21 protein-coding genes and 1 pseudogene are annotated in these 23,563 nt (G+C 35.2%); 17 read left to right on the forward strand and 5 right to left on the reverse strand.

What is annotated here, in order from left to right; all coding sequences use genetic code 11:
* Positions 1-88: 88 nt before the first annotated feature.
* From ppdK to CALKRO_RS06660, 12 genes are all read left to right on the forward strand, one after another.
* Positions 89-2,740 (forward strand): pyruvate, phosphate dikinase, encoded by a 2,652-nt coding sequence (gene ppdK / locus CALKRO_RS06600; RefSeq protein ID WP_013430273.1) that lies wholly within the window; start codon positions 89-91, stop codon positions 2,738-2,740.
* A gap of 156 nt (positions 2,741-2,896) precedes the next feature.
* Positions 2,897-3,919 (forward strand): sugar-binding transcriptional regulator, encoded by a 1,023-nt coding sequence (locus CALKRO_RS06605; RefSeq protein ID WP_013430274.1) that lies wholly within the window; start codon positions 2,897-2,899, stop codon positions 3,917-3,919.
* Between the two features lie 81 nt (positions 3,920-4,000).
* Entirely contained in the window at positions 4,001-5,014 is a 1,014-nt protein-coding gene (gap, locus tag CALKRO_RS06610) for a type I glyceraldehyde-3-phosphate dehydrogenase (protein ID WP_013430275.1), read from the forward strand.
* Between the two features lie 111 nt (positions 5,015-5,125).
* Positions 5,126-7,078: a triose-phosphate isomerase gene (gene tpiA / locus CALKRO_RS06615; protein WP_013430276.1), complete on the forward strand. Its 1,953-nt coding sequence runs from the start codon at positions 5,126-5,128 to the stop codon at positions 7,076-7,078.
* 24 nt (positions 7,079-7,102) lie between these two features.
* A complete protein-coding gene (gene gpmI, locus CALKRO_RS06620; protein ID WP_013430277.1) occupies positions 7,103-8,641 on the forward strand; it encodes a 2,3-bisphosphoglycerate-independent phosphoglycerate mutase in 1,539 nt (512 codons plus the stop codon).
* 47 nt (positions 8,642-8,688) lie between these two features.
* Positions 8,689-9,993: a phosphopyruvate hydratase gene (eno, locus tag CALKRO_RS06625; protein ID WP_013430278.1), complete on the forward strand. Its 1,305-nt coding sequence runs from the start codon at positions 8,689-8,691 to the stop codon at positions 9,991-9,993.
* Between the two features lie 173 nt (positions 9,994-10,166).
* Positions 10,167-11,561, forward strand: a complete 1,395-nt coding sequence (uxaC, locus tag CALKRO_RS06630) for a glucuronate isomerase (RefSeq protein ID WP_013430279.1) — start codon at positions 10,167-10,169, stop codon at positions 11,559-11,561.
* A 159-nt stretch (positions 11,562-11,720) separates the two neighbouring features.
* Complete coding sequence (locus tag CALKRO_RS06635; protein ID WP_013430280.1) at positions 11,721-11,969, forward strand: DUF6364 family protein; 249 nt, start codon at positions 11,721-11,723, stop codon at positions 11,967-11,969.
* Positions 11,956-12,396, forward strand: a complete 441-nt coding sequence (locus CALKRO_RS06640) for a PIN domain-containing protein (RefSeq protein WP_013430281.1) — start codon at positions 11,956-11,958, stop codon at positions 12,394-12,396. The genes CALKRO_RS06635 and CALKRO_RS06640 overlap by 14 nt, the downstream gene beginning before the upstream one ends.
* Positions 12,397-13,005: 609 nt before the next feature.
* Positions 13,006-13,152 carry a hypothetical protein gene (locus tag CALKRO_RS13610; protein WP_158304417.1) on the forward strand — a complete coding sequence of 49 codons (147 nt, stop codon included), beginning with the start codon at positions 13,006-13,008 and terminating at the stop codon, positions 13,150-13,152.
* 322 nt (positions 13,153-13,474) lie between these two features.
* Entirely contained in the window at positions 13,475-13,837 is a 363-nt protein-coding gene (locus tag CALKRO_RS06650) for a hypothetical protein (RefSeq protein WP_237699041.1), read from the forward strand.
* Positions 13,838-14,735: 898 nt separating this feature from the next.
* Entirely contained in the window at positions 14,736-15,065 is a 330-nt protein-coding gene (locus CALKRO_RS06660; RefSeq protein ID WP_013430283.1) for a LysM peptidoglycan-binding domain-containing protein, read from the forward strand.
* Positions 15,066-15,075: 10 nt separating this feature from the next.
* On the opposite strand, the gene xerA is transcribed toward CALKRO_RS06660, so the two are convergent.
* Positions 15,076-16,062, reverse strand: coding sequence for a site-specific tyrosine recombinase/integron integrase (gene xerA, locus CALKRO_RS06665; protein WP_013430284.1), 987 nt, complete (start codon positions 16,060-16,062; stop codon positions 15,076-15,078).
* Between the two features lie 130 nt (positions 16,063-16,192).
* On the reverse strand, positions 16,193-16,738 hold the full coding sequence (locus CALKRO_RS06670) for a pyruvate kinase alpha/beta domain-containing protein (protein WP_013430285.1): 546 nt from the start codon (positions 16,736-16,738) through the stop codon (positions 16,193-16,195).
* Between the two features lie 190 nt (positions 16,739-16,928).
* Here CALKRO_RS06670 and CALKRO_RS06675 point away from each other — a divergent pair, with 190 nt between their 5' ends.
* The 5 genes from CALKRO_RS06675 (at position 16,929) to CALKRO_RS06695 (ending at position 21,510) form a co-directional block, all read left to right on the forward strand.
* On the forward strand, positions 16,929-18,101 hold the full coding sequence (locus CALKRO_RS06675) for an ABC transporter substrate-binding protein (RefSeq protein WP_013430286.1): 1,173 nt from the start codon (positions 16,929-16,931) through the stop codon (positions 18,099-18,101).
* Between the two features lie 119 nt (positions 18,102-18,220).
* Positions 18,221-19,105: a branched-chain amino acid ABC transporter permease gene (locus CALKRO_RS06680; RefSeq protein WP_013430287.1), complete on the forward strand. Its 885-nt coding sequence runs from the start codon at positions 18,221-18,223 to the stop codon at positions 19,103-19,105.
* Positions 19,106-19,111: 6 nt separating this feature from the next.
* The gene (locus CALKRO_RS06685; protein WP_013430288.1) at positions 19,112-20,050 is read left to right on the forward strand and encodes a branched-chain amino acid ABC transporter permease; all 939 of its coding nucleotides are present in this window, start codon (positions 19,112-19,114) and stop codon (positions 20,048-20,050) included.
* Positions 20,043-20,813 carry an ABC transporter ATP-binding protein gene (locus CALKRO_RS06690; protein ID WP_013430289.1) on the forward strand — a complete coding sequence of 257 codons (771 nt, stop codon included), beginning with the start codon at positions 20,043-20,045 and terminating at the stop codon, positions 20,811-20,813. The genes CALKRO_RS06685 and CALKRO_RS06690 overlap by 8 nt, the downstream gene beginning before the upstream one ends.
* A complete protein-coding gene (locus CALKRO_RS06695) occupies positions 20,806-21,510 on the forward strand; it encodes an ABC transporter ATP-binding protein (RefSeq protein ID WP_013430290.1) in 705 nt (234 codons plus the stop codon). Before CALKRO_RS06690 ends, CALKRO_RS06695 begins: the two co-directional genes overlap by 8 nt.
* 453 nt (positions 21,511-21,963) lie before the next feature.
* Here CALKRO_RS06695 and CALKRO_RS06700 read toward each other — a convergent pair whose 3' ends face one another.
* The 3 genes and pseudogenes from CALKRO_RS06700 to CALKRO_RS14210 form a co-directional block, all read right to left on the reverse strand.
* A complete protein-coding gene (locus tag CALKRO_RS06700) occupies positions 21,964-22,149 on the reverse strand; it encodes a hypothetical protein (RefSeq protein WP_013430291.1) in 186 nt (61 codons plus the stop codon).
* Positions 22,150-22,165: 16 nt separating this feature from the next.
* Positions 22,166-22,804, reverse strand: a complete 639-nt coding sequence (locus CALKRO_RS06705; protein WP_013430292.1) for an ATP-binding cassette domain-containing protein — start codon at positions 22,802-22,804, stop codon at positions 22,166-22,168.
* Positions 22,799-22,926, reverse strand: a pseudogene (locus tag CALKRO_RS14210) (IS481 family transposase); the annotation flags it as partial. The pseudogene CALKRO_RS14210 and the gene CALKRO_RS06705, both read right to left, overlap by 6 nt.
* Between the last annotated feature and the right edge of the window lie 637 nt (positions 22,927-23,563).

The raw sequence follows: 23,563 nt of genomic DNA on the forward strand, positions 1-23,563 counted from the left end.
AAATATGCTATAATATTTTATGTTGTAACATGCCAAGTTTCCCCTTTATATATTTTCCCTAATAAATTTCACATAGGAGGGATTTTAATTGAGCAAAAAGAAATATGTCTACATGTTCTATGAAGGCAACAAAGACATGAGAGAACTTCTCGGTGGAAAAGGCGCGAATCTTGCTGAGATGACAAATCTTGGACTTCCTGTTCCTCCTGGATTTACTGTCACAACAGAGGCTTGTACAAGATATTATGAAGAAGGCGAAAAGATAGCAGATGAGATTGTAGAAGAGATCTTTGAAAAACTTGCTGAACTTGAGAAGATCACAGGCAAGAAATTTGGCGATCCAAGCAACCCACTTCTTGTCTCTGTTCGAAGTGGTGCAAGAGTTTCAATGCCAGGTATGATGGATACAATCCTCAACCTTGGTATCAATGATGAAGTTGTTGAAGGGTTAGCAAAACTTACAAACAATGAGAGGTTTGCATACGACTCATACAGAAGATTCATTCAGATGTTCTCTGACGTTGTTATGGGCATTGAAAAGAATAAGTTTGAAAAGATACTTGATGAAGTCAAAGAAAAGTATGGTGCAAAATACGATACAGACTTGACAGCTGAGCATTTAAAAGAGGTTGTTGTAAGGTACAAAGAGCTTTACAAAACTGAAAAAGGTGAAGATTTCCCACAAGACCCCAAAGTTCAACTCTTAGAAGCGGTAAAAGCAGTTTTCAGATCCTGGAACAACCCAAGAGCTATTGTATACAGAAGACTTAACGAGATTCCACACGATTGGGGAACAGCTGTAAATGTTCAGATGATGGCATATGGTAACATGGGCAACGATTCTGGTACAGGCGTTGCATTTACAAGAAATCCTGCAACAGGTGAAAAAGAGCTTTATGGTGAGTTCTTGATGAACGCACAGGGTGAAGACGTTGTTGCAGGTATCAGAACACCACAGCCAATCTCTGCTTTGAAAGAGACAATGCCAGAAGTATACCAGCAGCTTGCTGACATTGCAAAGAAGCTTGAAACATATTACAAAGACATGCAGGATATGGAGTTCACAATTGAAAGAGGAAAACTCTATATGCTTCAGACAAGAAATGGTAAGAGAACTGCACAGGCAGCGCTCAAGATTGCAGTTGATATGGTAGAAGAAGGACTTATTACAAAAGAAGAAGCAATGTTAAAAGTTGATCCCAAACAGCTTGATACATTGCTTCACCCAACATTTGAACCAGATGCGCTCAAAGCTGCAAAACCAATTGCAAAAGGTCTTCCTGCATCACCTGGTGCTGCAACAGGTAAGATTTATTTCACAGCTGAAGAAGCAAAAGCTGCTGTTGAAAGAGGAGAAAAGAAGGTTATTCTTGTTAGAACAGAGACATCTCCAGAAGACATTGAAGGCATGGTTGCAGCTCAGGGTATTTTGACATCAAGAGGCGGTATGACTTCACACGCTGCAGTTGTTGCAAGAGGTATGGGTAAATGTTGTGTTGCGGGATGTGGAGATATTACTATAAACGAAGAAGAGAAATATTTCACAACACCTGATGGAAAAGTTTACCGTGAAGGTGATTGGATTTCACTTGACGGTTCAACAGGATACGTATATGCTGGAGAGCTTCCAACAAAAGAGCCAGAGCTTACAGGCTATTTTGCAACATTTATGCAATGGGCTGACGAGATAAGAAGACTTAAAGTTAGAGCAAACGCAGATACACCAAGAGATGCTGCACAGGCAAGGAAGTTTGGTGCAGAGGGTATAGGTCTTTGCAGAACAGAGCATATGTTCTTTGAAGAGGATAGAATTCCTGCAATGAGAGAGATGATTGTTGCAAGAACAGAAGAGCAGAGAAGAAAAGCTCTTGAGAAGCTCCTGCCAATGCAAAGAGGAGACTTTGAAGCACTGTTCAGAGAAATGAAAGGTTATCCTGTTACAATAAGACTTTTAGACCCACCACTCCATGAATTCTTGCCAAAAGAAGATGATGCTATAAGAGAACTTGCAGCACAGATGGGCATTACCTTTGAAGAACTCAAGGCAATTGTTCAGAGTTTGCACGAACTCAACCCGATGCTTGGACATAGAGGTTGCCGTTTGGCTGTAACATATCCTGAAATTGCTGAGATGCAGACAAGGGCTATTATCGAGGCAGCAATCAATGTAAAGAATGAAGGTATCGATGTTGTTCCTGAGATAATGGTTCCTCTTGTTGGTGAACTCAAAGAGCTCAAATATATCAAAGATATTATTGTAAAAACAGCAGAGAAAGTTATGGAAGAAAAAGGTGTTAAGATTGAATACAAAGTTGGAACAATGATTGAAGTACCACGTGCTGCACTTACTGCTGATGAGATTGCAAAAGAAGCTGAGTTCTTCTCATTTGGTACAAATGACTTAACACAGATGACTTTTGGTTTCTCCAGAGATGACATTGGCAAGTTCTTAAATGACTACTTTGAAAAGAAGATATTCGAAACAGACCCATTTGCAAGACTTGACGAAAAAGGTGTTGGCAAACTCATTAAGATGGCTGCAGAACTTGGAAGATCAACAAGACCAGACATCAAACTTGGTATCTGTGGTGAGCATGGCGGCGACCCATCCAGCATAGAATTCTGCCATAACGTAGGACTTGACTATGTATCATGTTCACCGTTCAGAGTGCCAATTGCAAGACTTGCAGCTGCACAAGCTCAGGTAAAATCAAAGATGAAAGCATTTATTGATAAATAATGTTACTGCAGAGAAGGGCAGGGGAGGGCGAAAAATGCCTTCCTCTGCTTTTTTTGTATGTATACACTTGAATGGAGATAAAAAAATGGTATAATATAATTGGGACTAAAAAGAAAGTTATATGGATAAAATTGTCCCGCTGGAGAATGAGAGAGTATGGAAAGTTATTTTGAATATTTAAAGAAAATTGCTCCTGAGATAGTTGAAATTATTGAAAAAAGATACGAAATTCTCAAAAATATTAGCTATTATCAACCAATTGGGCGAAGAATTCTTGCAGAAAAGCTTAATCTCACTGAAAGAATTGTCAGAAATGAAATAGACATATTGAGAAATTTAGGGCTTATAAATGTAACTGAAAGTGGAACTATTTTAACAAATGAAGGCGAAGATATTCTTGAAAAACTTTCTAACATAGTATATGATATAAAGGGATTAGAAGATATAAGGGCAAAGGTAAAAGAGATTTTAAAAGCAAAGGATGTGTATGTTGTACCGGGTGATGCTGATTTAAATCCTTATGTGCTAAAAGAAATTGGAATTTTGGCAAGCAAGGTTATCATTTCATTGATAGAAGATGTAAAGATAATTGCAGTGACAGGTGGGCAAACAGTAAAAGAGGTTGTTGACAATTTTCCAGTATGTTCTTTTAAGGATATATTGGTTGTTCCAGCAAGAGGCGGGATAGGTCAGGAAGTAGAAAAGCAAGCAAATACACTTGCAGCAAATTTAGCAAAAAAGATGAACGGTAGTTATAAGCTTCTTCACCTGCCTGACACAATGGATGAAGAGGTTTACAATCTTTTGATTAAAAAAGAAGAGATACAAGAGGTTCTAAACGATATTAACAGTGCAGATATGCTTGTGTTTGGAATAGGAAATGCAATTGAAATGGCAAAAAGAAGGAAATTAAGCCAGGATATGATAGAAAAGCTTAAAGAAGTTGGAGCAATTGGCGAAATATTTGGGTATTATTTTGACAAAGATGGCAGGATTGTGTATTCAACCACCACAATAGGTATAAAACTTGAAAAAATAAAAAACATTAAATATATGATAGGAGTTGCAGGTGGTTCACATAAAGCAGAAGCGATTTTATCGCTTGGAGAGATAAAAAACAATACCATATTTGTTATTGACGAAGGGATAGCTAGAAAGATTATGAGTTTAGAAAAGTAAAGATGAAGGCAAAAACACTGCAAGAGCAGATAGCTTTTGCAGTGTGAAAATAAAAAAATAACGAAGGGATGGTAGGTAGAGATGGCTGTGAAGATTGGTATTAATGGTTTTGGTAGAATTGGTAGAAATGCTTTCAAAGCAATTTTAGCAAAATATCCAAATGAGTTTGAGGTTGTTGCAGTAAACGACTTGACAGATCCAAAGACATTAGCACATCTTTTGAAGTATGACTCCTGTTATGGTATCTTCAATGGCACAGTGGACTATACAGACACATCAATAATAGTCAATGGCAAAGAGATAAAGGTATTGGCTGAAAAAGACCCAGCAAACCTGCCATGGAAAGATTTGGGTGTTGAGGTTGTAATTGAGTCAACAGGTAGATTTACAAAGAAACAGGATGCTGAAAAGCACATTCAAGCAGGTGCAAAGAAGGTAATTATCACAGCTCCGGCAACAGATGAAGACATCACAATTGTTATGGGTGTAAACGAGGAGATGTACGACCCTGCTAAGCACCATGTAATTTCAAATGCATCCTGTACAACAAACTGTTTAGCACCAGTAACAAAGGTTATTGATAATCATTTCAAGGTAAAAAGAGGTCTTATGACAACAGTTCACTCATATACAAATGACCAGCAGATTTTGGACCTTCCACACAAGGATTTAAGAAGAGCAAGAGCAGCAGCGCTTTCAATTATCCCAACAACAACTGGTGCAGCAAAGGCAGTAGCGCTTGTTCTTCCACACCTCAAAGGAAAACTCAATGGTTTTGCACTCAGAGTTCCAACACCAACTGTTTCTGTTACAGACGTTGTGTTTGAGGTTGAAAAGCCAACAACAAAAGAAGAAGTAAACAGCGTTTTGAAAGCTGCTGCAGAAGGCGAACTCAAAGGTATTTTGGGATACAGTGAAGAGCCACTTGTTTCTGTTGACTACAAAGGAGATCCAAGGTCGTCAATAGTTGATGCTCTCTCAACAATGGTTATCGAAGATACACTTGTAAAGGTTGTTGCATGGTACGACAACGAGTGGGGTTATTCCAACAGAGTTGCAGACCTTTTGAACTATATTGTAAATAAGGGACTGTAATTTTAATTTAAAAAATTAGTTATTAAGGCTGGTCCGGGAAAGATTGTATGACAGTAAATATCTTCCGGACCAGTCTTGATTTGAAAAATATATTTTGGGGTGATTGGAACAATGCCTAAGCTCAACAAAAAGACCATAAGAGATATAGATGTTAGTGGCAAAAGAGTTCTTGTGAGGGTTGATTTTAACGTTCCGCAAGATGAAAATGGTAATATCACTGACGATAGAAGAATAAGAGAAGCTCTTCCTACAATAAAGTATCTCATTGACCACAACGCAAAGGTAATATTGGTATCCCATTTAGGAAGACCGAAGGGCAAATTTGACCCGAAATATTCAATGGCCCCTGTTGCAAAAAGACTTTCTGAGCTTCTTGGCAAAGAAGTTGTTCTTGCAAAAGACGTTATAGGCGAGGATGCGAAAAAGTGTGTTGAGCAGATGAAAGAAGGAGATGTAGTTCTTCTTGAAAACGTCAGATTCCACAAAGAAGAAGAAGAAAATGATAGAGAATTTGCAAAAGCTTTAGCCTCGCTTGCAGACATTTATGTCAATGACGCATTTGGTACAGCTCACAGAGCACATGCATCAACAGCAGGTGTTGCAGAGTTCTTGCCTGCAGTTGCTGGATTTTTGATGGAAAAAGAAATAGAGATGCTTGGCAATGCTCTTGCAAATCCGCAAAGACCTTTTGTTGCAATCTTAGGTGGTGCAAAGGTTTCTGACAAGATTGGAGTTATCACAAATCTTCTCGAAAAGGTTGACAGTCTCTTAATTGGCGGTGCAATGGCTTATACCTTCTTGAAGGCAAAAGGATATAAAATCGGAAAGTCAAAATGCGAAGATGATAAGCTTGACGTTGCAAGAGAGATAATGAGAAAGGCAGAAGAAAAAGGAGTAAACCTTCTGCTACCTGTTGGAAGCATAGTGGCAAAAGAGTTCAAAAATGATACAGAGTTTATGTATGTGCCATCAGATGCGATGCCAGATGATATGATGGGTATGGATATAGGAAATACCACAATTGAGCTTTTCTCAAAAGAGATAAAGAAGGCAAAGACAATTGTTTGGAACGGACCAATGGGCGTATTTGAATTTCCAAACTTTGCAAAGGGAACAGAAGCTATTGCAAGAGCTGTTGCTGAGGCTGTTGAAGAAAATGGCGCAATTGCAATTATCGGTGGAGGAGATTCAGCTGCTGCTGTTGAAAAACTGGGGTTTGCTGATAAGATGACACATATTTCAACAGGTGGCGGTGCTTCTTTAGAGTTTTTAGAAGGAAAGGTACTACCTGGTATTGCATGTCTGCTTGACAAAAACCCAAGAAAGAAAATAATCGCAGCAAACTGGAAGATGAACAAGACTCCACAGGAAGCAAAAGAGTTTGTGGAAGAGCTGAAAAAATATATTGATGATGTTCAGGCAGAAGTAGTTATATGTGCTCCATCAATTCTTGTTCCTTATGTTAAAGAAGCAATAGAAGGAACAAATATAAAACTTGGAACACAAAACATGTTCTATGAAGAAAAAGGTGCATATACAGGTGAGATATCTGGTCCGATGCTTAAAGCAGTTGGAGTTGAGTATGTGGTAATTGGTCACTCTGAAAGAAGGCAGTACTTTGGTGAAACAGACGAAATTGTAAACAAAAAAGTTTTGGCAGCGCTGAAATTTGGTATAAAACCTATTGTATGTGTTGGTGAGACTTTAAAGCAAAGAGAATATGGCGTTACAGATGAGCTTGTAAGGCTTCAGGTCAAGATTGCACTAAATGGTGTTTCAAAAGAAGATGTTGAAAAGGTTGTCATTGCATATGAGCCCATCTGGGCAATAGGTACAGGTAAGAATGCAACACCTGAAGAGGCAAATAGAGTAATTGGGGTTATCAGAAATGTAATTGCAGAGATGTACAATGAAGATACTGCACAAAAGGTTAGAATTCAGTATGGCGGTAGTGTAAACTCTGCAAATTCAGCAGACATTTTCAATATGCCAGAGATTGATGGAGGTTTAGTTGGTGGGGCAAGCCTTAATGCTCAGGAATTTGCAAAGATATTACACTACTAATTATGGCAAGTAAAGGGGAATAAGATGATGAAAAAACCTGTTGTTCTTATCATCATGGATGGTTGGGGTTACAACCCAAAGCAAGAGGGTAATGCTGTTGCTTTGGGTAAGACCCCCAACCTTGACTATTACGAAAAGAATTACCCATATACTTTGATTGGTAGCAGTGGCATGGACGTTGGTCTTCCTGAAGGTCAGATGGGAAATTCTGAGGTAGGTCATCTAAATTTAGGTGCTGGGAGAATCGTGTATCAAGAATTCACAAGGATAACAAAGTCAATTAAAGATGGTGACTTTTTTGAAAAAGAAGAGTTTTTAATGGCAATAGAGAATTGCAAAAAATACAATTCATCGCTGCATTTAATGGGGCTTTTATCAGACGGTGGTGTTCACAGTCACAACACTCACCTTTATGCTCTTTTGGAGCTAGCAAAGAGGCATAATCTTGAAAAGGTATTTGTTCACTGTTTTTTGGATGGAAGAGACGTTCCACCTTCAAGCGCAAAGATTTACATTGAAGAACTTGAACAGAAGATGAAAGAGATAGGTTGTGGCAAGATTGCAACAGTGATGGGCAGATACTATGCAATGGACAGAGACAAAAGGTGGGAAAGAGTAGAAAAGGCTTATAATGCAATGGTGTTTGGTGAAGGGGAGTACGCAAGCTCAGCATTAGAGGCGGTTGAAAAGTCGTATGAAAAAGGTAACACTGATGAATTTGTAATTCCGACTGTTGTGCTCGAAAATGGCAAGCCCACTGCAACCATAAATGAACACGACAGCATAATATTTTTCAACTTTAGACCCGATAGAGCAAGGCAAATCACAAGAGCATTTTGTGATGTTGAGTTTGATGGGTTTGAAAGGAAAAAGGGATATTTTGAAGTGTTCTTTGTATGTATGACCCAGTATGATGTGACAATAAAGAACTGTTATGTTGCTTTCAAGCCAGAGAACTTAACAAACACTTTGGGAGAATACCTTAGCAAGTTAGGGTTAAAACAACTTCGAATTGCTGAGACAGAAAAGTATGCTCATGTCACCTTCTTTTTCAATGGTGGTGTTGAAGTACCAAATGTCGGAGAAGACAGGGTTTTGGTGCCATCCCCAAAGGTTGCAACATATGACCTAAAACCTGAGATGAGTGCTTATGAGGTAACTGAAGCTCTTCTTGAGAGAATTGAAAGCAACCAGTATGATGTGATAATTTGTAACTATGCAAACGGTGATATGGTTGGACACACTGGAGTGTTGGAGGCTGCAATAAAAGCAGTTGAGGCTGTTGATGAGTGTATAGGAAAAGTTGTTAACAAAGTTTTAGAAAAAGGCGGAGTGGTTATTATTACTGCTGACCATGGCAACTGCGAACAGATGATTGATTATGAAACAGGTGAACCTCATACAGCTCATACAACAAATAAGGTACCTTTGTATCTTGTTGGATATGGCAATGTAAAATTGAGGAATGACGGAATTTTAGCAGACATTGCTCCAACAATCTTAGACATCTTAGGGTTAGAAAAGCCTTCAGAGATGAAAGGAAGTTCGCTTATTATTAAATAAAATCATATAGATACTGACAAAAAATGTTTAGAGGGAGGAATAAATAAATGAAGGTTGACCTTTCTATTACAGCTGTAAAAGCAAGAGAAATTCTTGATTCAAGAGGAAACCCAACTGTTGAGGTGGAAGTTATTGTAAATGACGAATTTGTAGGTAGAGCTGCTGTTCCATCAGGTGCGTCAACAGGTATATTTGAGGCTGTTGAGCTCAGAGATGGTGATAAAAAGAGATATATGGGCAAAGGTGTTCTCAAGGCAGTTGAAAATGTTAATGAAGTTATTGCGCCAGAAATTATTGGAATGAACGCCCTTAACCAAGTTGAGATTGATAAACTTATGATTGAGCTTGATGGAACAGAGAACAAGAGCAAGCTTGGTGCAAACGCAATTTTGGGTGTATCTTTGGCAGTTGCAAAAGCAGCAGCAAACGCACTTGGCCTTCCACTGTATCAATACATTGGCGGTGTTAACGCAAAATATTTGCCTGTGCCAATGATGAACATCTTAAACGGTGGTAAGCACGCTGACAACTCGGTTGATTTGCAAGAGTTTATGATTATGCCTGTCGGTGCAAAATCTTTTAGTGAAGCGCTCAGAATGTGTGCTGAGACGTTCCATCATTTGAGAAATGTGCTCAAAGCAAGAGGATACAACACAACAGTTGGTGACGAGGGTGGATTTGCGCCAAACTTGAAGTCTAACGAAGAACCGTTGGAAGTGATTGTTGAAGCAATTGAAAAAGCTGGTTATACTCCAGGTAAAGACATTGCAATTGCACTTGACCCTGCAACATCGGAGCTCTACAACGAAGAGGATGGAAAGTATCATTTCGAAAGAGAAGGTAAAGTTAGAACAAAAGAAGAAATGGTAGAGTTCTGGGTAAAGCTTGTTGAGAAGTATCCAATTGTTTCCATTGAAGACGGTGTTGCAGAAGAAGACTGGGAAGGCTGGAAGATGCTCACAGAAGCACTTGGCAACAAGATTCAGCTTGTTGGTGATGATTTGTTTGTTACAAACACAAAGAGGCTTGCAAAGGGAATTGAGCTTGGTGTTGCAAACTCAATATTAATTAAGCTCAACCAGATAGGAACACTTACAGAAACTTTAGAAGCAATTGAGATGGCAAATAGAGCAGGCTACACTGCAGTGGTATCACACAGATCAGGCGAGACAGAAGATACAACAATTGCTGACCTTGTTGTTGCAGTAAATGCTGGTCAGATAAAGACAGGTGCACCGTCAAGAACAGACAGAGTGGCAAAATACAATCAGCTCTTGAGAATCGAAGAAGAGCTTGGTAGTATTGCCGTATATCCTGGAATGAACGCTTTCTTTAACTTGAAGAAAAAATAACTCCACAAAAGTCCAAATATAAGATTTTGAATTCAAAACAGAATAAAGAGAGAGGGAAAGTCTTGAACTTTCCCTCTTTTCATTTTATAATATATTCAAACAGATTTTGTTGTGAATTTTGTTTGAATCTTTTAGTAATTGTGTTGAAATAAGTTTCAAGGAGGTTTGGAAAGATGAAAAGATTTATGGATGAGGATTTTCTTTTGAATAACCAGACTGCTAAAGTGCTTTACGAAAAATATACAAAGGATATGCCAATTGTAGATTTCCACTGTCATTTGAATCCAAAGGAAATTTATGAAAATAAGAAGTTTAGGAATATCACGGAGGTTTGGCTTGGAGGAGACCATTACAAGTGGAGACTTATGAGAGCAAACGGAATTGAAGAAAAGTATATAACAGGTAACGCAGATGACTATGAAAAGTTCTTGGCATGGGCAAAGACCATTCCAATGGCAATAGGAAACCCAATTTATCATTGGACGCATTTAGAACTTAAAAGATACTTTGGAATAGATGATATATTAAATGAAAAATCTGCACCTATCATTTGGGAAAACACAAACAAAGTCCTCAAAGAGCTTGGAGCAAGAGATATAATTTTGAAGTCAAATGTAGAAGTGATTTGCACAACAGACGACCCTGTTGATACACTTGAGTATCATTTAAAACTGAAAGATGATAAAGGCTTCAATGTTAAAGTTTATCCTACTTTCAGACCTGACAAGGGTGTGAACATCGATAGAGAAACGTTCATTCCGTGGGTAGAAAAGCTTGGAGAAGTTTATGGAAAAAAGATAGAAATCTATGATGAGTTTTTAGATGCTCTAAAGTCAAGAGCAGAGTTTTTCCACTCTGTGGGATGTCGTGCTTCTGACCATGCTATTGACGATATGGTTTTTGCCGATGCATCTTTTGATGAAGTAGCTGATATTTTCAAAAAAGCTTTAGCAGGTGAGAAACTTACAGAAATTGAAGTCGCGAAATATAAAACGTATACATTGAGATTCTTAGGAAAGGTTTATTCAAGTCTTGGCTGGGCAATGCAGCTTCATATAAATGCTCTGAGAAACAACAACACACGAATGTTCAATATTTTGGGGCCTGACACAGGATATGATTCAATAAACGATGGTCATATAGCCTTTGCACTTGTTAAATTCCTTGATTCATTAGAGAAAGAAAATTCATTGCCAAAGACAATTTTGTATTCCTTAAATCCAAAAGACAACTATGTTCTTGCAACAATTATGGGGTCTTTCCAGGGCGGTGGCATTCCTGGCAAGATGCAGCTTGGTGCAGCTTGGTGGTTCAACGATAGCAAAGATGGCAACATTCAGCAGATGAAAGACCTTGCAAATCTTGGGCTTTTGAGCAGATTTGTTGGAATGGTAACAGATTCTCGAAGCTTTCTGTCTTACGCAAGACATGAATACTTTAGAAGACTACTTTGCAATTTGATTGGCGAGTGGGTGGAAAACGGCGAATATCCTTATGATTTGGAAACACTTGGCAAAATAGTTCAAGGCATTTGTTATTATAATGCAAAAAAGTATTTTGGGTTTTAAAAGATAGATGAGGAAGACATAGGGTGGAATTGTATATTCCACCCTAATTTTTATACTTCCATTTCCTATCACATAATTGATTGGTGAATAATACATCCAAACTTAATGTTGAATTTCACGTAAATATGTGATACACTATTTTACGTGGAGGTGAAAAACATGCGTAAGTATCAGAATATTACTTTGTCTCTTCCTAAGGAACTTATTCAAAAGATAAAACATATTGCTGTTGAAAGGAATACATCTATTTCTGCGCTGCTTACAAGCTTGTTAGAAGAGCTTGTAAATAGAGAGGAATCATATCAAAAGATTTATCTACAGCATCTTAAGCTTTTAGAAGAAGGATTTGACCTTGGAACAGGTGGAGCAATCACGTGGAGGAGAGAAGATTTATATGAAAGAAAGTAACTATCAATTTGTTGACACAAATATTTTGGTCTATGCTTATGATAAATCTGCAGGTGAAAAGCACGTAGTAGCTAAACAAATTGTGGAGAAACTTTGGAAAGAAAGAAATGGCGCGCTGAGCACTCAAGTTCTTCAAGAATTTTTTGTTGTTGTTACAAAAAAAGTTAAAAATCCTATAAGTTTTGATACTGCTTTTCAAATCATATCAGACTTAAAGTTATGGAAGGTAGCCACAATTGAAGTAGAAGATATTTTAGAAGCCATCAAGCTCTCACAAAGATATAAAATCTCTTTTTGGGATGCTTTGATACTTTGTAGCGCTATCAGTTTGGGATGTTCGGTAGTATGGAGTGAAGATTTAAATTCTGGTCAGTATTTTGGTAAAATAAAAGTAGTAAATCCATTTTTGTCTTTAAGCACATGGTGAAAATTTGAAACAAATTACATTTCATTGGTTGTTCTATTCTTTATTTTTTATCTTCCCTTATGTTTTGTTGCAGCTTTTCTCTAAAATCAAAATTGTAACACAGAGGGCTTTTTCTTTTGTTACTACATTTACTCTATGTGGTTATTTCTTTTATTAAACAAACGATATATTTTTCCTATTTTCAAACTTATCATTTAAAAAACTCAAGAAAATTTAAGCTATTTAAAGAAAAGTATATTCTGAGCTCAAAATTTAGTTGAAAATGGGCTAAAAAAAAACGGGATTGACAGAGTGAAAATGTATAAGATAAAATTTACATAGAAATTTCAAGAAGAAATTTACAGAAAAATAGCATGAGTACAAAATATCCTAAATAAGAGAATAAAGAAGGCAACATACTAAAAATCAAGTGGGATGGAGAGATGAAGAAAAGATACTATAAAATATGGACAGGGATTTTGGTATTTCTTGTACCAAATGAGAGATTCAAGAAAGAAAAAAGGAATTTTTTGAAAAGTTTTTTAAGTAATTAAGTCCACAGAAGGGCTTGTTGATATTGAATATTTTTGCAATGTCAATATTACTAAACATTTCAGGTGGGAATTGGGTTTGAACGACTTGGGTTTTTATCTTAGTGAAGTTGGTGGGACAGTATTGGGTGTTTGTGTGTTGCTGGTTCAGCTTTTGGCTCAGCGGCAGAACCTGTTAGTTCTTTTGTTGGCGCAATTATTGGAGGTGGTGTATATTGGTTATTAGATCAGCTTAAAAGATTATACAGTCTTAAAAGACAATAAATTAAAAAAAAAAAATAAATGGTAATAGAATATTCGGTGCGATAGCAGGTGCAGTATTAGGCTTTACGTATGGAATGGCTGCAGGGGCTGTAATTGCTTATAATACTGGTGAAGTTAAAGATATGTTTAAAACAGCGTGGTCAGCTGCAATGGTGATTGGGGCAATTGGTTCCTTTACTCCATTTTAATTATGAAGTAAAAGTAGGTGATAGGGATTGCTTTTTAAATCGATTTTAAAATGTTTTGCATACTGTTTTGGTGCTTCAGCAGGAGTTGGTTTGTTTGTGTTGATAGTAGCAAAATTAAATGATTTATATGTAAAGCCGGAAATTATATTAGTATTTGGTTTGATGATATTTTTGTGCTCTTTGACAATGGCAATTATTTTTGGTTACTTATGTGATCATGAAGTATATGTCTATAAAAAAGGTACTATATCAGAAAATGAATTAGAAGAACGAATAAAAAGAACAGGGTATTACACTAAAATTGAAAAAGATGCCAACAAAATTATTGCAACAACACCGCATAAGCTTACAAATTGGCTGTGTGGTAAAATAATTATTGAGGTTAATGAGGATGAAATAAGAATTGATGCGAGTAGAGGTTTTTTATATAAATATTTTAGACCGGTAAAAATGCACTAATGAATTCAAGATAAAAATTAAACTTTTAGGGACTGCTTATTTGAATATAGAATAGGCAACCCCTTGTTAAATAGAAAGTTTAGTAGTTTCGGGAGTATGTAAAATTCAAATAATCTTTCTTGTTTTGAAAAATGAATTAACGAAACACTCAAAAATAGAAAGTTGGCAATAAAATTTTGAATGATTATTTACCAAGAAAAACGGCTTATCTTAAAATTATTTAAACACCCTTCATTTTCGTTAATACATTTTATTTAAAAATGGGGTGATATTTCTATGCTGATAGCTTTTTTTATATTATATTCTATTTTAGCCTTTTTATTTGTATTAGGAATAGTTAAGAGTAAAAAGAAATGGAGTAAAATTGCAATTATAGTACCAATTTATTTGGAGTGTGTATCTTTATTTGCGGTTTACAAACAAAGTGTTGGCTTATATGGCTTAGGAGGTTTAGTAATATTTATAGTATTCTTGTTAAAAATACTAAGGATAATTTAAGATATTACAATTATACGTCAAACGGAATAATTCAAGGCTGCCAGTTGAGAAAGATCATTTCATATGTTCTGGAGCGAACTGGCAGCCTTGAAATTTTGTTATAATTGGAATTTTAAATATTTGACTTAAAGTAACTACTTTTCTAATATTAGAAAAGAAAGATTTATTCATATTTATTAAATAAAGAAGAGATTAGAGTAAATAGATGGAGCAGAATTTATATTGGATAATTTTCATTTAGCAAGTGATATAACGAAAATAGCAGGAGGAAATAAAAAATTATCTAAAGAGATTTGTAAAAATAAAAGTATTAAATACTTTTTTGTATTACCTCTTGACATATAAACATTTGTTTGATATTCTTTATATAGAACATTTTATCGGAGAGAATGAATATTTTATGAGAACAAAAGTTGTTATAAAAAATAAGTTTCGTTTTGGTATTGCATTGCTTCTTATAATGGTATTTGTTATAACAGTTTTGATGATTTCGATTGGAGAAGGGAAGGGAATTGATAAAGAAAAGAATATAAATTGGATATTTGTGAAGGTAAAAGAGGGAGATTCGCTGTGGACAATTTCAAAGAATTTTGTTGATGATAGTGTAGACATTCGCGATTATATCTCTTTTGTACGAAAGGTAAATAAGTTAGAAAATGCAATTTTGTATCCTGGGCAAGTGTTAAAATTTGTAGATGTAAAAACGTACAAACTTCTGTGCACAAAATAAAACCCCCTTATCAGGAGTCCAACACGTCCTGGTTTTCTCCTGAGAGGGGGTTTTTTTCAAAGGCTTTTTTGATGTCATCGTCATTTACATGAGTATAAATCTCTGTTGTGGAGATACTTTGATGACCCAAGATAGTCTGAAGAGACCTTATATCAACTTTGCCGTGCCTGTACATAAGTGTTGCTGCAGTGTGACGAAGCTTGTGGGCAGAAATCTTTTTCTGATTTATACCTGCCATCTTCACATACTTTTCAACAATGTATTGAACAGTTCTTCTGCTAATTCTTTTCTTTCTTTCACTCAAAAAAAGAGCATCTTTGTCTTTTACACCTTCTGTAGGGCGGACTTTCAAATAGTTTTCAATAGCATCTTTACAGGCTTTGTTTAAGTATATTATTCTTTCTTTATTGCCTTTACCAACAATCCTGAGCATATCATCTTTTATATCCGAAAGGTTTATATTTACAAGCTCTGAAAGGCGCAATCCGCAGTTTAGAAAAATAGTAATTATTGCAAAGTCCCTTTCTTTATTTTCACCATCAATTGCAGAAAGTAGCTTTTTGCTTTCATCAAGTGTAAGATACCTTGGATTTCTTTTACCAAGTTTTGGCGATTCTAAATCTTTTGCAGGGTTATCAGGAATGAGTTTAGCTTTGCTGTAAAGATATTTAAAAAAGCTTCTAATTGATGCAACTTTTCGGGCTCTTGCATAAGGACCGTTGTTAAAATGTGTAGCAAGAAAAGAAAAATATTCATACAGATTGCTAAGAGTTAAGGCTTTTAGCTTTTCAATTTCAAAATTGCTTACATCAATATTTTCAAGGTCTTCAATCTTTTCGATTTGGCTGAGCATATTCAGATCTTTTGCTTTTAGATATCTCAAAAAGTTTCTCAAGTCGTAATAATATTCTTTGATGGTATTTGGAGATTTATTTTTGATTGTAATCATATAATTCAAAAAATCTGCAACATAAGATGGAATATCAGAAAAATTCATTTTCTCATTCCCTTCATTGCACAAAATTTTTATTTTGTGCAATTATATTTTTCTAAAATTTATTATACTTCTCTTCTTTTTATCATGTCAAGCTTTTTTCTTTTTCTTGTTTAACAACCTATATGGCTTTTTAAAAATCGTAAGGTTTGCAAATTATTTCTTTAATTTTTGTTTCAAATATAGAAGCTGCATGTGAAGGTCTTATAATTACAGCAGTATCAGCACCTTCAGATGTTCCACCAATCGCAATTATATCTTCTCCATACGGTATCAGTCCTGCATCTAAAGCCATAACAGAAATCTCTACTGCAACCTTCACGCCTTGCCCAAGCATTCTAAGTGTATGTGCCATAATTTCAACTGGATATACTCCACCAAACTTTCTCGATATTCCTCTTTCAGCTCCTGACAAAACATGTGTGCCTGTATAGACCTTAAATCCCATTGCTTTAAGCTCTTCAATAATTTGCTGGCTTATTTCCATCTTTCCAGGTTCAGAAAAACCATTTACGTGTGTTACAACTACAACATTTTTCCCACAATCTTTTAGAAGTTTAGCTGTACTTCCACTGCATGAAGCCACCACAATATAGTTAATATTTCTTTCAATTGCAGTTTTTATCGCAAGCTCAATTGTCTCAAGAGTATTATGAGGACCTGCCGACTTAAAGTACATATTTACTCACTCCTTACCTACCCTATGGTTTTCTTTCAATTATATTAATTTTACAACGTGGAAATAATGATGTCTATAACAACAGCAGAAAAAACACTCTGAATACTTGTATTCAATCTAAAGATATTTTATACTATAAACTATAAAGACAAAATACATACAAAAATTTTCAAAAGGAGAGTGAACTATAGTGAAAAAAATTGTTTCAATAATCCTCTTGTTAGTATTTGCGCTTTCAATATTTACTGTATCATTTGCTTCATCTAAAAATGCCATCAAGATAGGTGTAGATTTAGAACTTTCACAGGCAGTTGCTCAATACGGACAAAAAGAACTCGAAGGTATAAGACTTGCAATTGACGAAATCAATAAAAAAGGTGGTATTGGAGGTAAAAAGATTGAACTTGTAGTTATTGACAACAAATCTGACAAGACTGAAGCTCAAAATGTTGCAACAAAACTTGCTGTAAGAGAAAATGTTCTTGCTATTTTAGGACCGGCAACTTCAGGTGCTACAAAGTCAGCTGCAGTTGCTGCAACAAAGCATAAAGTTCCTATAATTTCACCTTCTGCAACAGATGATGCAGTTACAGTTGATGAAAGAACTGGGAAAACAAAGGCATATGTTTTCAGAACATGTTTTAACGACTCATTCCAGGGAAATGTAATGGCAAACTTTGCATTGAAAACTTTGAAAGCTAAAAAGGCAGCTATAATTTATGATGCGACTTCAGACTATAGCAAAGGACTATTAAAGAATTTCAAAAATATATTTGAGAAAAGCGGCGGAAAAGTTATTGCTCAAGAGGCATTTGGCAAGGGTGAACAAGATTTTAGCAGCATACTTACAAAAATAAGAGCCAAAAATCCAGATGTACTGTTTGCGCCTGTTTATTATGATGAAGCAGGACTTATCATAAAACAAGCTCGTGAACTTGGAATGAATATTCCTATACTTGGTGCAGATGGTTTTGATGATCCAAAAGTTGTTGAAAAAGCTGGCAAAAAGAATGCTAACAATGTGTTTTTCTCTGCTCATTATTCTTCCCAAGATACAGATGTGAAGGTTCAAGAGTTTATAAAGAAATTTAAAGCAAAATACAATCAAGAACCAAATGCATTTGCTGCTCTTGGTTATGACCTTGGGTATTTTATTGCAGATGCTCTCAAAAGAGCTAACTTGAAGTTTGACAGTGTAGCAAAGGACAGAGAAAGGTTGAAAGCGGCAATCGAAAATACAAAGAACTTTGTTGGTGTTACAGGAATTATAAGCATAAATAAATATCACAATGCTGAAAAATCTGCTGTTATTATTGAGCTCAAAGATGGTGTACAAAAATTTAAACAGAAACTTAATCCATAAAACTAAGTTACACTGAGATTCGGAAGGGGCAATTGTTAGTGAAATAGCCCCTTCCCTTATATTGTTTACCATTTGTTTCTAAAAATATTTTTTATGTTTTGAAAGAGGTGAGAAAAACGTTGTCTACTTTCATGCAACAATTAATAAATGGTATAACTCTTGGAAGTATTTATGCTCTTATAAGTCTTGGTTATACCATGGTATATGGGATAATAAAACTTATAAACTTTGCTCATGGTGACATTTTTATGGTTGGCGCATATATTGCGTATTTGAGTGTTACATATTTGAAACTGGGTTTAATACCTTCTTTGATTATTTCTATGATGTTCTGCAGCATTTTAGGAATGCTTATTGAGAAATTTGCCTACAAGCCTTTGAGAAACTCACCACGAATCTCAGCATTAATAACAGCAATTGGCGTTTCACTACTTTTGGAAAATTTGATGCAAATAGTAATGGGTGCTGATTCGAGAGTTTTTCCCAGGCTTGTTGATGAAAAAAATTATCATTTGTTTCAAAGCAAGATTGTAATAAACAATAAACAGATATACCTTTTAATTATTACAATCATTTTAATGATAATTTTAAACTTTGTTGTCAAAAGAACAAAGGTAGGAAAAGCAATGAGAGCAGTATCTCAAGATATGGATGCAGCAAGACTTATGGGGATAAACGTCGACACTACAATTTCATATACATTTGCAATTGGTTCTGCTCTTGCTGCAGCAGCTGGTGTTTTAGTTGGACTTTACTATAACACTATAAACCCTCTTATGGGTGTTCTACCTGGCCTCAAAGCTTTTATAGCCGCTGTGTTTGGCGGAATAGGTATCATTCCTGGTGCAATGCTTGGTGGATTTTCACTTGGTATTATTGAAACACTTGTTAGTGGATATGGCAGTTCTATGTATAAAGATGCAGTTGCGTTTGCCCTTTTGATATTGATTTTGATTATAAAACCTTCAGGTCTGCTTGGAAAAAATATAAAAGAGAAGGTGTAGGGAAAGATGAAGAAAAGACTTCTGGTATATTCTGTATTTATAATTGTTTTGTATTTAATAATAATGCTTTTAATAAAGATTGGTATTATAGACGATTATATCAAACTAAACCTCTTTTTGATAATGTTAAATATTATTTTGGCTGTTAGTTTAAATTTAATAAATGGTATCACTGGTCAGTTTTCCCTTGGACACGCAGGATTTATGGCAATTGGAGCATATACAACTGCAGTTTTAACAACTCTTGAAAAACCAGTACCATTTTATCTCACCGTTTTAATTGGTGGGTTGTTTGCAATGATATGTGGTCTTATTATTGGTCTTCCTGTGCTAAGGCTGAGGGGTGACTATCTTGCAATTGCTACACTTGGTTTTGGAGAGATTATAAGAGTAATCATACAGAATATAGATTACTTAGGTGGAGCAAGTGGAATAAGTGATATACCACAAGGAATTGACTGGACCGGATATTTTGTCATTACAGTTTTAAGTGTAGTGGTTATATTAAACATTATCAATTCCTCGTTTGGTAGAGCTATGATTGCCATCAGAGAAGATGAGATAGCTGCAGAAGCTATGGGAATCAATACAACTTTATATAAAGTCCTTGCATTTATGATAGGTGCCTTTTTTGCAGGTGTTGCAGGCTCAATTTATTCTGGTTCTTTTGGATTTATTCAGCCAGATATGTTCAACTTCTTTAAATCAATTGACATATTAGTAATAGTTGTTTTGGGTGGGCTTGGAAGCATATCAGGTTCAATTATCTCCGCTATAGTTTTAACTATAATCTCTGCGTTATTACAAGATTATCCAGCTGTGAGGATGGTCTTATACTCTATTATTTTGATAATAATTATGTTATTTAGGCCTCAAGGGCTTATGGGGACAAAAGAAATAAAACTTTCAAAGCTTATACCAATTGGTGGTGAGAAAAATGCTTAGAATAAAAAATGTAACAGTAAATTTTGGAGGAATTATAGCTCTGAACAATGTCAACATTGATATTGAAAAAGGTGCAATAATCGGGCTAATCGGTCCCAATGGTGCTGGGAAAACCACAGTGTTCAATGTGATTTCAGGTATATATAATCCTAATACTGGCAGGATAGAATTTTCAAACTACGATATTACTTATAAAAAGACATACCAGGTTTCTGCGCTGGGGATTTCAAGGACTTTTCAGAACATAAGATTGTTCAAGGAACTCAGTGTAATTGACAATGTGAAAATTTCTTTTCATAAGAACATTAGTTATAACCTTTTTGATGCGATTTTCAGAACATCGAAGTTTTTGAAAGAAGAGGAACAAAATCATAAAAAAGCTGAAGAACTTCTAAAAATTTTTGGACTTTATGAAAAAAGATTTGAACTTGCTAAAAATCTACCCTATGGTGAACAAAGGAAGCTTGAAATTGTTCGTGCACTTGCAACATCACCAAAACTGCTTTTATTAGACGAACCAGCAGCTGGAATGAATCCTCAAGAAACACAGGAACTAAAGAACCTTATTAAATTTATAAAAGAGAAGTTTGATTTGACTATACTTTTAATTGAACATGACATGTCGGTTGTAATGGACATATGTGAGAAAATCTATGTTCTTGACTATGGAGAAGTTATAGCTGTCGGAACTCCTATTGAGGTCAAGAACAACCCTCGTGTGATAGAAGCCTACCTTGGAGAGGGGGATTTAGAGTTTGCTTAAAGTAAATGAAATTGACGTATTTTACGGTGCTATTCAAGCATTGTTTTCTGTTTCACTTGAGGTTAAAAAAGGAGAGATTGTAACATTAATCGGAGCAAATGGTGCAGGAAAATCAACGCTGCTAAAGACTATATCTGGTTTGATAAGACCACGTTCAGGCACTATTTTGTTTGAGGATATTGATATTACCAAAAAATCTTCAATGGAGATTGTTAAACTTGGCATTTCTCACGTGCCAGAAGGAAGACGCGTGTTTCCTGAAATGACGGTATTAGAAAATTTGGAGCTTGGAGCTTTTTTGAGGAAAGATAAACAGGCAATAAAAAAAGACTTAGAACTTGTGTTTGAAAGATTTCCAAGACTATATGAAAGAAAAAATCAACTTGCAGGGACACTTTCTGGCGGAGAACAGCAAATGCTGGCAATCGGAAGGTCTCTAATGTCAAGACCCAAATTACTTCTGCTTGATGAGCCTTCTATGGGACTTGCACCTATACTTGTAACAGAGATTTTTAAGATAATAAAAGAAATTAATTCTCAGGGGACAACTATTCTTCTGATTGAACAGAATGCTAACATGGCACTTTCAATAGCTGACAGAGCATATGTAATAGAGACGGGTAAAATTGTTTTATCCGGAGAGGCAAAAGAAATTGCAGCAAATCCTGAGGTTAAAAAAGCATATCTGGGTGGGTAATTATTCTAAGGGAAAATACAGGGCTTTGTCCGACAAAAATTTGCGGAAAAGCCCTGTTAATTTTTATTTTTTTTCCTTCTGTGTTTTAGGGAGCAGGAGAGGAAGACCGAAAAAATTTAAGTTACATCATTTATCATACCTCTATCTTGTACCTTCTCCGACCTTGTTATCCTCTTGCTTATTTTTTTATACATACTTTATAATCAATATTATCGATGCCTCAAATTACCCTTCCTATAGCACTCTCAAAAATCTAAAACTTTACTCGTATCAATCTTTACCTGGCAGTCATTTAGACTGAGGCAAAATACAGGAGAATTTTTTTACATGTCCTTCTCTCTGGCTTTATTTTACTTGCCAAAGTTTTTATAACCTTGTCCCTTCAACAATTTTTGCTACTTCGTAAATTATAAATGATTAATGTTTTATGTCTAAAATTATATTTTAGAACGATTATTTTCTTCTATTCACTAATTTTATTAACTCTCTCTGAAATAAACTACCCCATCCTAAAATTAGAATAATGAAGATTAACAATGCTACATTACCTTTAATCTCAAAAAACACTCTTAGTATCACAGCAGCTAGTATAATTACGATAAATCCAATAATGTATAACCAAACCTTTCTGTTACTCAATTTAAAAAAACCTCCTTTATAATTGATTTTTATATTGAGCAAGGTCAATAATCCTATCATACACTAAATTATCACTATCTGAATGCGATACAATTACAAATGACTTATCTTGCTTTTTCATTTCAAAAATAATATCTGCTAAAATAATCTTACTTTCTGTATCTAAACTATTAAATGGCTCGTCCATAAGATACAGCTCAGCTTTTTTAGCCAGCATCATAGCTATAAATAATTTTTGCTTCATTCCTGCTGAATATTCTGAAACAGTTTGTTTAAGATACGTACTTATGTTTAATAAGTTGCATAACTCATACACTTTTTTAATGTATTCGTTATCATCAAAAACATATGAGAAAAACTTTATATTTTTAAAACCAGAAAGATTCTCAAGTAAGTATATTTTGTCTGGAACATAAGAAAATTTGAACTTTATATCCGAAAATCTTACCTGTTTACCATCCAAATATGCTGAGTAAATAAGTTTGTCGTCTTCGATGATTCCCATCAAAATCTTTAATAATGTGGTTTTTCCACTCCCATTAGGCCCCTTAATTTTTATTATTTCATTCTTATTTATAGACATATTTAGATCTTTTAATATCCACTTCTTTCCATCATAGCTATAGCTAAGATTTTCTATTTGTAGATGTGGAATAGGATTTGGCTCTACTCCTAAAAATGACAGCCTCTCATTTCTACTTCTTTAGCTTTTTTTCACTTCCCCCATAAAATTCTGCTCCATTATTCTTTTCGGATTTTTATTTGGTTTCTTACATTTCTCACTAATTCTCTGGCTTTTTCAGGAGATATTTTTCTTACTTCATGATATGATATTCATAGTAGGCTGTTCTCCCATCCTGGTAGTTTTTTGACTTTTCTTTTGAATGTGAGATTACACTTTTTAATCATATTCATGCCAGGATGGAGGCAGCCTCAATTCTTTTTATAACTTTCCCAAAAGCAGCTTCGTACATCCTTTCGTTGTGGTAAATATCTTTACACTTATTCGAGTTCTCATTTCTTCATCCCACTTGATTTTTTAGTATGATTGTTTCTTTATTCTCTTATTTAGAGCACTTTATTCTCAAACTATTTTTCTGTAAACTTCTTCTTGGAATTTCTATGCAAATTTTATCTCATATATTTTCACACTGTCAATCCCGTTTTTTTTTTTAGTCCATTTTCAGCTAAATTTTGAGCTCAGAATACTCTTTTCTTTAAATAGCTTAAAATTTCTTCAATTTTCTCAAGTTTATAACAAAACAAGACCGACCTACAATTATTTTCTCGGTCGGTCTTGTTTTAACATCCTTTCTATTTTGGCTCTTTGTCAAGAGTTGGGGTGGGTACTCTGAATGCCCACCTTTTTCAGTTTTATCAACCAAGCATTAATTGTAATATATGCCTATTACAG

The sequence above is a fragment of the Caldicellulosiruptor kronotskyensis 2002 genome, assembly GCF_000166775.1.
GTDB lineage: Bacteria > Bacillota > Thermoanaerobacteria > Caldicellulosiruptorales > Caldicellulosiruptoraceae > Caldicellulosiruptor > Caldicellulosiruptor kronotskyensis.

Bases quoted from the DNA above. Each gene is read 5' to 3' on its own strand.
- tpiA (WP_013430276.1), top strand. From the start codon at position 5,126: ATGCCTAAGCTCAACAAAAAGACCATAAGAGATATAGATGTTAGTGGC.
- xerA (WP_013430284.1), bottom strand. From the start codon at position 16,062: ATGAATTTTTCTGATATTCCATCTTATGTTGCAGATTTTTTGAATTAT.
- gpmI (WP_013430277.1), top strand. From the start codon at position 7,103: ATGATGAAAAAACCTGTTGTTCTTATCATCATGGATGGTTGGGGTTAC.
- CALKRO_RS06690 (WP_013430289.1), top strand. From the start codon at position 20,043: ATGCTTAGAATAAAAAATGTAACAGTAAATTTTGGAGGAATTATAGCT.
- CALKRO_RS06640 (WP_013430281.1), top strand. From the start codon at position 11,956: ATGAAAGAAAGTAACTATCAATTTGTTGACACAAATATTTTGGTCTAT.
- gap (WP_013430275.1), top strand. From the start codon at position 4,001: ATGGCTGTGAAGATTGGTATTAATGGTTTTGGTAGAATTGGTAGAAAT.
- CALKRO_RS06635 (WP_013430280.1), top strand. From the start codon at position 11,721: ATGCGTAAGTATCAGAATATTACTTTGTCTCTTCCTAAGGAACTTATT.
- CALKRO_RS06660 (WP_013430283.1), top strand. From the start codon at position 14,736: ATGAGAACAAAAGTTGTTATAAAAAATAAGTTTCGTTTTGGTATTGCA.
- CALKRO_RS06670 (WP_013430285.1), bottom strand. From the start codon at position 16,738: ATGTACTTTAAGTCGGCAGGTCCTCATAATACTCTTGAGACAATTGAG.
- CALKRO_RS06685 (WP_013430288.1), top strand. From the start codon at position 19,112: ATGAAGAAAAGACTTCTGGTATATTCTGTATTTATAATTGTTTTGTAT.
- eno (WP_013430278.1), top strand. From the start codon at position 8,689: ATGAAGGTTGACCTTTCTATTACAGCTGTAAAAGCAAGAGAAATTCTT.
- CALKRO_RS06605 (WP_013430274.1), top strand. From the start codon at position 2,897: ATGGAAAGTTATTTTGAATATTTAAAGAAAATTGCTCCTGAGATAGTT.
- uxaC (WP_013430279.1), top strand. From the start codon at position 10,167: ATGAAAAGATTTATGGATGAGGATTTTCTTTTGAATAACCAGACTGCT.